Source organism: Metapseudomonas phytobenefica, assembly GCF_043392685.1.
GTDB lineage: Bacteria > Pseudomonadota > Gammaproteobacteria > Pseudomonadales > Pseudomonadaceae > Metapseudomonas.
Genome location: NZ_JBHZGM010000057.1, coordinates 1 through 10154, shown reverse-complemented (window position 1 = coordinate 10154; position 10154 = coordinate 1). Strand labels below are relative to the sequence as shown.

At 63.1% G+C, this 10154-nt stretch carries 1 protein-coding gene and 1 pseudogene; both read left to right on the top strand.

All coding sequences use genetic code 11. The annotated features are described in order from the left end of the window. Positions 1 to 422: pseudogene (locus ACFW0B_RS25375) on the top strand (calcium-binding protein); the annotation flags it as partial. Positions 423 to 1263: 841 nt separating this feature from the next. Then, positions 1264 to 10154: peroxidase family protein (locus tag ACFW0B_RS25370; RefSeq protein WP_449151725.1), on the top strand; the 8891-nt coding region annotated here is incomplete at its 3' end.

The window sequence follows — 10154 nt, the reverse complement described above, 5'->3', positions numbered from 1 at the left end:
GGACCTCGTTGTCGAGCTACACCTTGTCGGCGAACGTGGAGAACCTGTACTACGGCGGCAGTGGCAACTTCGCCGGTACTGGCAACAGCCTTGACAACTTCCTGCAAGGAGGAGGAGGTAATGATGTTCTGCGGGGGGGCGTTGGAAACGACCTGTTAGTCGGAGGGCTAGGCGAGGATATGTTCATGTTCGGAGCCGGCTTCGGCCAGGACCGCATCCTGGACTTCGACGCCAACCCGGTGGGTGGCCAGGACCGCATCGACATCGCCGGAATGGGCATCACCGCGGCGACCTTCGCGGCGAACGTGGTGATCACCGATGTGGGGGCGGATACCCGGGTGGCGATCGGTGCCAACAGCATCACCCTGGTGGGGGTGGCCGATGCCACCAGCGTGACCCAGGCGGACTTCATTGTCAGCTGAGGAGGCAGCCCAGTAGCCACGTTGCAGTAATAAAGAAGGGGGAAGCACACGTGCTTCCCCCTTTTTCTTGCGCCTGGAATTCAGCCGTAGCAGCTCTAGTTCGCGGGCTCAGGCCTGTCAGGCCACTACCGTCGACATTTTGGCACTGACGTCCATTTTCCTGCATTTTCCAAGCAAGAAAGATGCCTCCGAATTGCCCGGATTACCCATTTGAGTCAACGGTTGTATTCCGCTGATAAGTGGGAAATGCGGCTTCTGCCGCTCTAGATAGGCACTTTCAGCGATCCTGGCCAGTACGTTCCAGAAGCATGAGTAGAGTGCTACCGCATGTTGAAGACCGGGTGGTAACGAGTATTTATAGGTTATTTGTTTTAAATCAGATAGTTGCGGTGTTTTTACATTTAGCAATACATTGCGACGTTTTATTGACAGTGCATGGCGCTAGGGCTTTAGTCAGGGTGTGTACGAGCATGACTGTTTTTTGGCACGCAGTGGCGTTGAGGGACGCAGCTGCGGCGCTGGTCACAAGAGTGCTAGGGAGAACACCGCAATGAGCATCGCTCCAGTCTCGCCCAGTGGGCCGAACGGCCCATCGTCCTGTGCCGCCCCCTGTGTCCGCTTCCACGGACCACCCCACGCCTGAGCCAGGGCGCCGCCTTCTGCGACGGCGCTGACAGGGACAAATCCATTCAGTCGGAACTGAGCCTCTTCCAAGGCTTTGCGGGTTCGGCCGCGACTGCGATTTGCCCGGCTTGATCGACTTCCTTCGAAGAAACGTGGAATCGCACCCGCGTGGGCGTGATTCGGCCTGACTTATTGCTGTCGGATTGAGGAAATACAAATGGCCAACTTCATCCTGTCGGACCTCGAATTCATTCTTCAGCAGATTCTCATCTCTGAAGCCCATGCGGCAGGCGAGGATCTGTCGAATCTGCTGCCCAACTCGCAGGTGCCCTGGGGACTGCGGACCGTAGATGGTTCGTTCAACCATCTGCAGCTGGGGCAAACCGAGTTCGGTGCGGCGGACAACCTGTTCCCGCGCCTGCTCGATCCGGTTTTCCGCACAGCGGAGGGTGGAACTTCCTACAGCCAGAGCAGTGGCCTGGTGATCGACTCGCAACCACGGACCATCAGCAACCTGATCGTCGACCAGACCGCCAACAACCCGGCGGCGGTAGAAGCCAATGGCGGCGCCGACCCGGTGCTGAGCCCCGGCCTGGATGGCATTTTCGGGACTCCCGATGACCAGGAAGTCTTCTTCATCCCCAACACCACGCCGGATGAGGGACTTTCCGCGCCTTTCAACTCCTGGTTCACCTTCTTCGGCCAGTTCTTCGACCACGGTCTGGACCTGGTCTCCAAAGGTAACAGCGGTACCATTTTCATTCCGCTGATGCCGGATGATCCGCTGTACGACCCGGCCAGCCCGACCAATTTCCTGGTCCTGACCCGGGCCACCAACCAGCCCGGGCCGGATGGCGTCCTGGGCACGGAAGACGATATTCACGAGCACACCAATACCACCTCGCCCTTCGTCGACCAGAACCAGACCTACAGCTCGCACCCGTCGCACCAGGTCTTCCTGCGCGAATATGTCTCGACCACCGATGGCCCGGCAACGACCGGCAGGCTGATCACCAATCGTGACCTTGTGGATGGGGTCTTTGGCAATGGCGATGACATCGACCTGGGCGGCATGGCCACCTGGGCGGTGGTCAAGGCCCAGGCCCGCGACGTGCTGGGCATCAACCTGACCGACGCGGACGTGGGCAACATTCCGCTGCTGGCCACCGACCCCTACGGCAACTTCATCAAGGGGCCCAATGGCTACCCGCAGGTGGTGATGCTCGGGCCCGACGGCCTGCCCGGCACCCCCGACGACTTCCTGATGGAGGGCAATCCAGCCGCCCCCATCAGCCTGGCGGGCGCCGTGCGCACCGGCCATGCCTTCCTCGATGACATCGCTCACAGCGCCAATCCGTTCCATAGCCAGACCGGCGCGCTGCTGACAGCTGACGGTGACACAGTTGCCGGAACCGACGACGGTAACGCCGCCACCTACGACAATGAACTGCTGGACGCCCACTACATCGCTGGCGACGGCCGGGTCAACGAGAACATCGGCCTCACCGCCGTGCACCACGTGTTCCACTCCGAGCACAACCGCCTGGTGGAGCACACCAAGGAAGTGATCCTGTCCTCCGGTAATGTGGACTTCCTCAACCAGTGGCTGCTGGCGCCGGTCGCAGCCATTCCGGCCGATACCTCGACCCTCGTCTGGAACGGGGAACGGCTGTTCCAGGCCGCCAAGTTCGGCACCGAAATGCAATACCAGCATCTGGTGTTCGAGGAGTTCGCCCGCAAGGTCCAGCCGAACATCGATGAGTTCCTCATCCCCACCGGCTTCGACGCCACCATCGACCCGTCGATCGTCGCCGAATTCGCCCATGTGGTGTATCGCTTCGGCCACTCGATGCTGACCGAGACCATCGACCGCCTCGATCCGAACTTCGTCAACAGCGAAATCGGTTTGATCGCCGCCTTCCTCAACCCGCTGGCGTTCGCCGAAAGCGGTGCGGACGCTGACGCGGCCGCCGGTGCCATCGTGCGTGGCACGACCCGCCAGCAGGGCAACGAGATCGACGAGTTCGTCACCGAGGCGCTGCGCAACAACCTGCTGGGGCTGCCCCTGGACCTGGCCACCATCAACATCGCCCGTGGCCGTGACGCCGGCATCCCGTCGCTGAACGCCGCCCGCCGGGAGTTCTTCGCGGCGACCGGGGACAGCCAGCTGGAGGCCTACGGCAGCTGGGTGGATTTCATGGGCGGCCTCAAGCATGAGGCGTCCCTGATCAACTTCATCGCCGCCTACGGCACGCACTCGACCATTACCAGCGCGACGACCCTCGATGGCAAGCGCGCAGCGGCCATGGCCATCGTCCTGGGTGGCGAGGGCGCGCCCGCGGACCGCCTGGACTTCCTGCACAGCACCGGAGCCTGGGCCAGCGGCCCCAATGGCGTGACCACCACCGGCCTGGATAACGTGGACTTCTGGATCGGCGGCCTGGCCGAGAAGCAGATGCCGTTCGGCGGCCTGCTGGGTTCGACCTTCAACTTCGTCTTCGAGACCCAGCTGGAGGCCCTGCAGAACGGCGACCGCTTCTACTACCTGGCACGTCTCTCGGGCCTGAACTTCCTCACCGAGATGGAGCAGAACTCCTTCGCCAAGATGGTGATGCAGAACACCGATGTCGATCGTCTGCCGGCGGATATCTTCTCCACGCCCGGCTTCATCCTGGAAGTGGATCCAACCCGGCAGTTCACTGGTGAAGGACCTGATGGCCGCGCCGACCCCACCCACGATAACCCGCTGATTCCGTTGGTGATCCGCGACAACCCGGCAACGCCCGGGACGGACACCAACTACCTGCACTACACCGGTGAAGACCATGTGGTGCTGGGTGGCACGGACAATGCCGACATCCTGATCGCCAGCATCGGCGATGACACCATCTGGGGCGATGGCGGCAATGACCGTATCGAAGGCGGCGATGGCGTGGACAGCCTCAATGGCGGTGCCGGCGACGACATCATCACCGACATGGGCGGCGACGATAACATCAAGGGCGACGACGGCAACGACGTCATCCATGGTGGCAACGGCTTCAACCTGATCCTTGGCGGCGCCGGCAACGACTTCATCATCACCGGTGAAGACGTGTCGGAAACCTTCGGCGGTACCGGCAACGACTTCATCTACGGCGCCAAGGGCAACCTGCAGAGCGCCGGTAACGAAGGCGACGACTGGATCGAGATCGGCACCCAGGACGGCGCTCCCGGCGACAACTTCTCGCCCTTCGCCCTGGATGAAGTGCCCGGCAACGATGTCTTTGTCGGCGGCGGCGGCTTCGACGAGATGATCGGCGAAGGCGGTGACGACATCTTCTTCGCCTCGGAAGGCGCCGACCACTTCGACGGCGGTTCCGGCTTCGACTGGGTCAGCTACAAGTTCGACAATGTCGGCGTGCTTGCCGACATGATTATCGACGACTTCTTCGAACCGCCGCTTCCATCCTCCAACTTCGGCATCTTCGACCGCTTCGCCTTCGTCGAGGGCCTGTCGGGATCGCAGTTCAGCGACTTTCTGCGGGGCGATAACGCCGATGCCGCGGAGATCGCCGAGAACGGCCCGCTGGGTAGTTCGCTGACCGCCGAAGGCATTGCCCTGATCGCCGGGCTGCAGGAGTTCCTCGGCGCGGGTGTCACCAGCTTCGGCGCCGGCAACATCATCCTCGGTGGTGCCGGCAGCGACATCATCGAGGGCCGTGGCGGCGATGACCTGATCGATGGCGACCTCGCCCTGAACGCTTATGTGAGTGTGCGGACCAATACCGACGGCACCGGCCCCGAACTCCGTCGGGTGGACAGCATCGGCGAGCTGATCCCCGACATGCTTTCGGGTGCGATCAATCCGGGGCAGCTGGTAATAGTCCGGGAGATCGTCCAGGCCGCTGAGCCTGGATTCGATACGGCGATGTTCTCGGGGAACTTCGACGACTACCAGATCGAAATCGACAATAACGGCACCACGCTGGACTTCAGTGATGATGTCATCACGGTGACCCACCTGAGCATCGACATCGATGGCAACACCGTCGTCGGGCCAGACGGCGTGGACCGCCTGACCGGAATCGAACGCCTGCAGTTCAATGACATTTCCGTGCTGACAGGCAATTTCACTGCCATGAACACCGATCCGCTGGGGCAATTGGAGATCGATAACACCACCCCGGCGAATGGCGACGTATTGCAGGCCTCGGCGTTGCTGGTCACGGATGCCGACAACGTGACTGCGGACAATCCGAACGGGAATATCCGTGGTCCCATCGCCTACTTCTGGCAACGGGAAACCGTGGCCGGTTCGGGCCTGTTCACCGACATCGTCACCGAAGCCGGCGAACGCCCGGAAACCTCCCAGGGCGACAGCTTCCGCGTGACCGCCGACCTCGACGGCCTGGCCCTGCGGGTGCGGGCGGTCTACAAGGATGCCAACGGCGTGCTGGAGAGCGTGTTCTCGGCCCCGACGGCGCCCGTGGACGGCAGCATGGTGGTTGCACCGCCCGCGGCCCTGCCGCAGGAAACCTATGTCGCCAGTCCCGGCGTGCATATTATCCGCAGCGACCTGCAGTTCATCCTCGACCAGATCAAGGTCGCCGAACGTCATGCTGCTGGCGAGAACCTGCTGGATATCGTGCCGAACTCCCGTGGTGCTTTCGGTCTGCGCACCGTGGATGGCAGCTTCAACAACCTGGTGCCGGGGCAGGAGCACTTCGGCGCGGCGGACCAGCCGTTCCCGCCCCTGGTCGATCCTGTGTTCCGCGATGACCAGGACGGCGACAGCTTCGACACCAATGGCCCTGCCGATGGCGGCGTGGTCACCAATACCGACTATGGCGCTCCGGGCAGCGTGGCCGACGCCGATCCGCGGACCATCTCCAACCTGATCGTCGACCAGACCATCACCAACCCGGCAGCGGTGCAGGCCTACGTGGATGCCGGCCTCGGCACCCTGGACCCCAATGGCGTGCTGCTGGACCTGAACGGAGTACCGATTCCGGCTGGCCAGCCGCTGTTCATCCCCAATACCGCGCCTGACGAAGGCCTGTCTGCTGGCTTCAACTCCTGGTTCACCCTGTTCGGCCAGTTCTTCGACCATGGCCTGGACCTGGTGACCAAGGGTAACAACGGCTTCGTATTCGTGCCGCTGCAACCGGATGATCCGCTTTATGTCGAGGGCGGCACCTCGAACTTCATGATCCTGACCCGTGCCAGCACCGACGCGCCCGGGCAGGACGGCGTGCTGGGCACCGCCGACGACATCATCGGTGGCGGACCGCTCAATACCACCACGCCCTTCGTCGATCAGAACCAGACCTACACGTCCCATGCTTCGCACCAGGTCTTCCTGCGTGAATACGAGCTGAACGCCGCCGGCGACCCGGTCGCCACGGGCCGCATGCTCGATGGCGTAGCCGGCCTGCCGACCTGGGCCGAAGTCAAGGCCCAGGCCGCGCAGATGCTGGGTATCCAGCTGACCGACGGCAACATCGGCAATGTCCCGCTGCTGGCCACCGACCTCTACGGCAAGTTCATTCCGGGGCCTAATGGGTTCGCGCAGATCGTCACCCTGGTGGACGGCGAGATCGTGCTCGTCGAGGGTGTTGCTGGCGGATTAGCCATCCCGGGTAATGCGCTGTTCACCGGGCACGCCTTCCTGGACGATATCGCCCATGCGGCCAACCCCTTCAACAGCCAGACCGGTGCGTTGATGACGGCGGATGGGGACAACCAGATCGGCAATGTCGAGGGCGCCCCCAACACCTTCGATAACGAACTGCTCGACCGCCACTTCATCACTGGCGACGGGCGCGGCAACGAGAACATCGGCCTGACCTCCGTGCACCATGTGTTCCACGCCGAACACAACCGCATGGTCGAGCAGATCAAGGCCGTGGTGCTGGCCAGCAATGACCCGGCTTTCGTCGCCGAATGGCAATTGTCACCCGGTGTATGGGATGGCGAACGCTTGTTCCAGGCCGCCCGCTTCACCACGGAGATGCAGTACCAGCACCTGGTGTTCGAGGAGTTCGCCCGCAAGGTGCAGCCGCAGGTGGACGTGTTCTTCAACGCCACCCAGGTCTATGACACGGCGATCAACCCGGCGATCGTCGCGGAGTTCGCCCATGTGGTGTATCGCTTCGGTCACTCCATGCTCACCGAGTCGGTCGACCGGCTGGATGCGAACTTCGAGGACGCGGGCAGCATGGGCCTGATCGACGCCTTCCTCAATCCGCTGGCCTTCAACAATGATGGCGCCCTGTCGGCGGCGGAGGCGGCCGGCAATATCGTCCGTGGCATGACCCGCCAGACCGGCAATGAAATCGATGAGTTCGTCACCGAGGCGCTGCGCAACAACCTCCTCGGGCTGCCGCTGGACCTGGCCACCATCAACCTCGCTCGCGGCCGTGATACCGGTGTCCCCACCCTCAATGCGGCGCGCCAGGACTTCTACAACGCCACCGGCGACAGCCAGTTGCGGCCGTACACCAGTTGGGTGGACTTCGCCGCACACCTGAAGCACCAGTCGTCCATCGTCAACTTCATTGCGGCCTATGGCACCCATGCCAGCATCGCCAGTGCCACCACCCTGGCCGAGAAACGCGACGCCGCCTTCGCCCTGGTCTTTGGTGGGGACGGGGCTCCGGCGGATCGCCTGGCCTTCCTCAACGGCGATGCGGCTATCACCGGGGTCAACGACATCGACCTGTGGATCGGTGGCCTGGCCGAACGGCAGATGCCTTTCGGTGGCCTGCTGGGCTCGACCTTCAACTTCGTGTTCGAGAACCAGATGGAGAAACTCCAGGACGGCGACCGCTTCTACTACCTCGAACGCACGGCGAGCATGAACTTCCTCACCGAGCTGGAAAACAACTCCTTCGCCAAGATGGTGATGGCCAATACCAATGCCACCCACCTGCCGGCGGATATCTTCTCCGACCCCGGCCTGATCCTGGAGGTGGACCAGAGTCGGCAATTTACCGGCCTGGGCGTCGACGGCCGTGACGACCCGGACGGCGGCAGCGCCCTGTTGCCCTGGGTGATCCGCGACAATCCGGTGAATACCGACAATGCCGCGACGCCGTTCTATGTCGAAAACAACAGCAACTACCTGCGCTACACCGGCGACGAGCATGTGGTGCTCGGGGGGACCGACGGCAATGACATCATGATTGCCAGCCTCGGCGACGATACGCTCTGGGGCGATGCCGGCAATGACCGCCTGGAGGGCGGCGATGGCAACGACCAGATCCGTGGCGGCCTCGGTGACGACATCATCACTGACCGTGGCGGCGACGATAACATCCAGGGCGATGACGGCAACGACGTCATCCATGGCGGCAACGGCCTCAACCTGATCCTCGGTGGCTTCGGCAACGATTTCATCGTTTCGGGCGAGGACGCCACGGAGATCTTCGGCGGTGTCGGCAACGACTTCATCCTCGGCAACCGGGCCAACGAGGCGCAGTTCGGTAACGAAGGCGACGACTGGCTGGAACTGGGCGGCCCCGACGGCAACGCCGGTGACAACTTCAACGAGTTCGGCTTCGACAACGTTCCCGGCAACGATGTGTACATCGGCGAGAAAGGCATCATCGACCGCATGGACGGTGAGGGCGGCGACGACATCATGCTCGGCAATGGCGGCGAGGGCGATCGCTACGTCGGCGGCTCCGGCTTCGACTGGGCGGTGTTCCGTGACGATCCGCTGGGGGTCAACATCGAGTTCGACCTGCGGGCCTTCGACGAGACCCCGATAGCCCCGTCGACCGCGTCGCTGCTGACCCGCTTCGAGTTCATGGAAGGCCTGTCCGGCTCGTCCCACAGCGACATCCTCAAGGGCGACGACCGCGATGCGGCGGCCATCTCCACCTCGGGATTCACCGGTAGCATCCTGACCAACATCGGCCTGATCGCCGGGTTGCAGGAGTTCCTGGGAGCAGGCGTCACCTCGTTCGGCGCCGGTAACATCATCCTCGGCGGCAGCGGCAGCGATATCCTCGCAGGGCGCGGCGGTGACGACCTGATCGATGGCGACCGGTCCATGACCGTCTACATCAGCGTGCGTCAGAACGCCGACGGCACCGGGGCGGAAATCGACCGGGCCTTCAGCATGACCGAACTGGTGCATGACATGCTCATCGGCCGCTACACCCCCGGCCAACTGGTGATCGCTCGCGAAATCGTCGCGGGTGACGGTACCTTCAACTACGACACCGCCGAGTTCTCCGGCAATCGCGCAGACTACAACGTGGTGAACAACGGCGACGGCACCTGGACGGTGACCGATAGCGTCGCTGGCCGCGATGGCACCGACCGCCTGAGCGGCGTTGAGCGCCTGCAGTTCAACGACATCAGCCAGGCGCTGGTGGCTGGCCTCAACAACGGGCCGCAGGGATTGGCCACCATCAATGACACCACGCCGGAAGTAGGGACTCGTCTGTTGGCATCCATCCCCGGTGTGACCGATGCCGACAACCCCGGCGGTATCGTCACCGGGCCGGTGACCTACTACTGGCAAGCCGACGTGCGTGGTGATGGCGTCTTCGAGGACATCATCATCGAAAATGCCGGCGCCGAACTGGCACGGGCTACCGGCCAGAGCTTCCTGCTCACCGCCGCTCAGGCTGGCCTGGCCATGCGCGTGAAGGCTGTCTACAAGGACGCCAATGGCGTGCTGGAGACGGTGTACTCGGCAGTGACTGCGCCGGTATCGACAACGCCATCCAACGATGCACCGACCGGTGCACCGGCGATCAGCGACACCACGCCGACCCAGGGCCAGGTGCTGACCGCCACGCGCGGGACCATTGCCGATCCGGATGGCACGACCACTTCGGTGTTCAGCTTCCAGTGGCAGTCGTCGAGCAATGGCGGGGCGAGCTGGAGCAACGTCGGTGCACCGTCGGCGACCTTCACCCCGGGGGCCGGGCAGCTCGGGCAGCTGCTGCGGGTGGTGGCGACCTTCACCGATGACTTCGGTACGGTGGAAACGCGGGTGTCTGCCGCGACCGGCCAGGTGGGGGTTCTGGTCCCTGGCACGCCAGGTAATGACAGCCTGACGGGCACTATCGGCAGCGATACCTTGAATGGAGGTGACGGCAACGACACGCT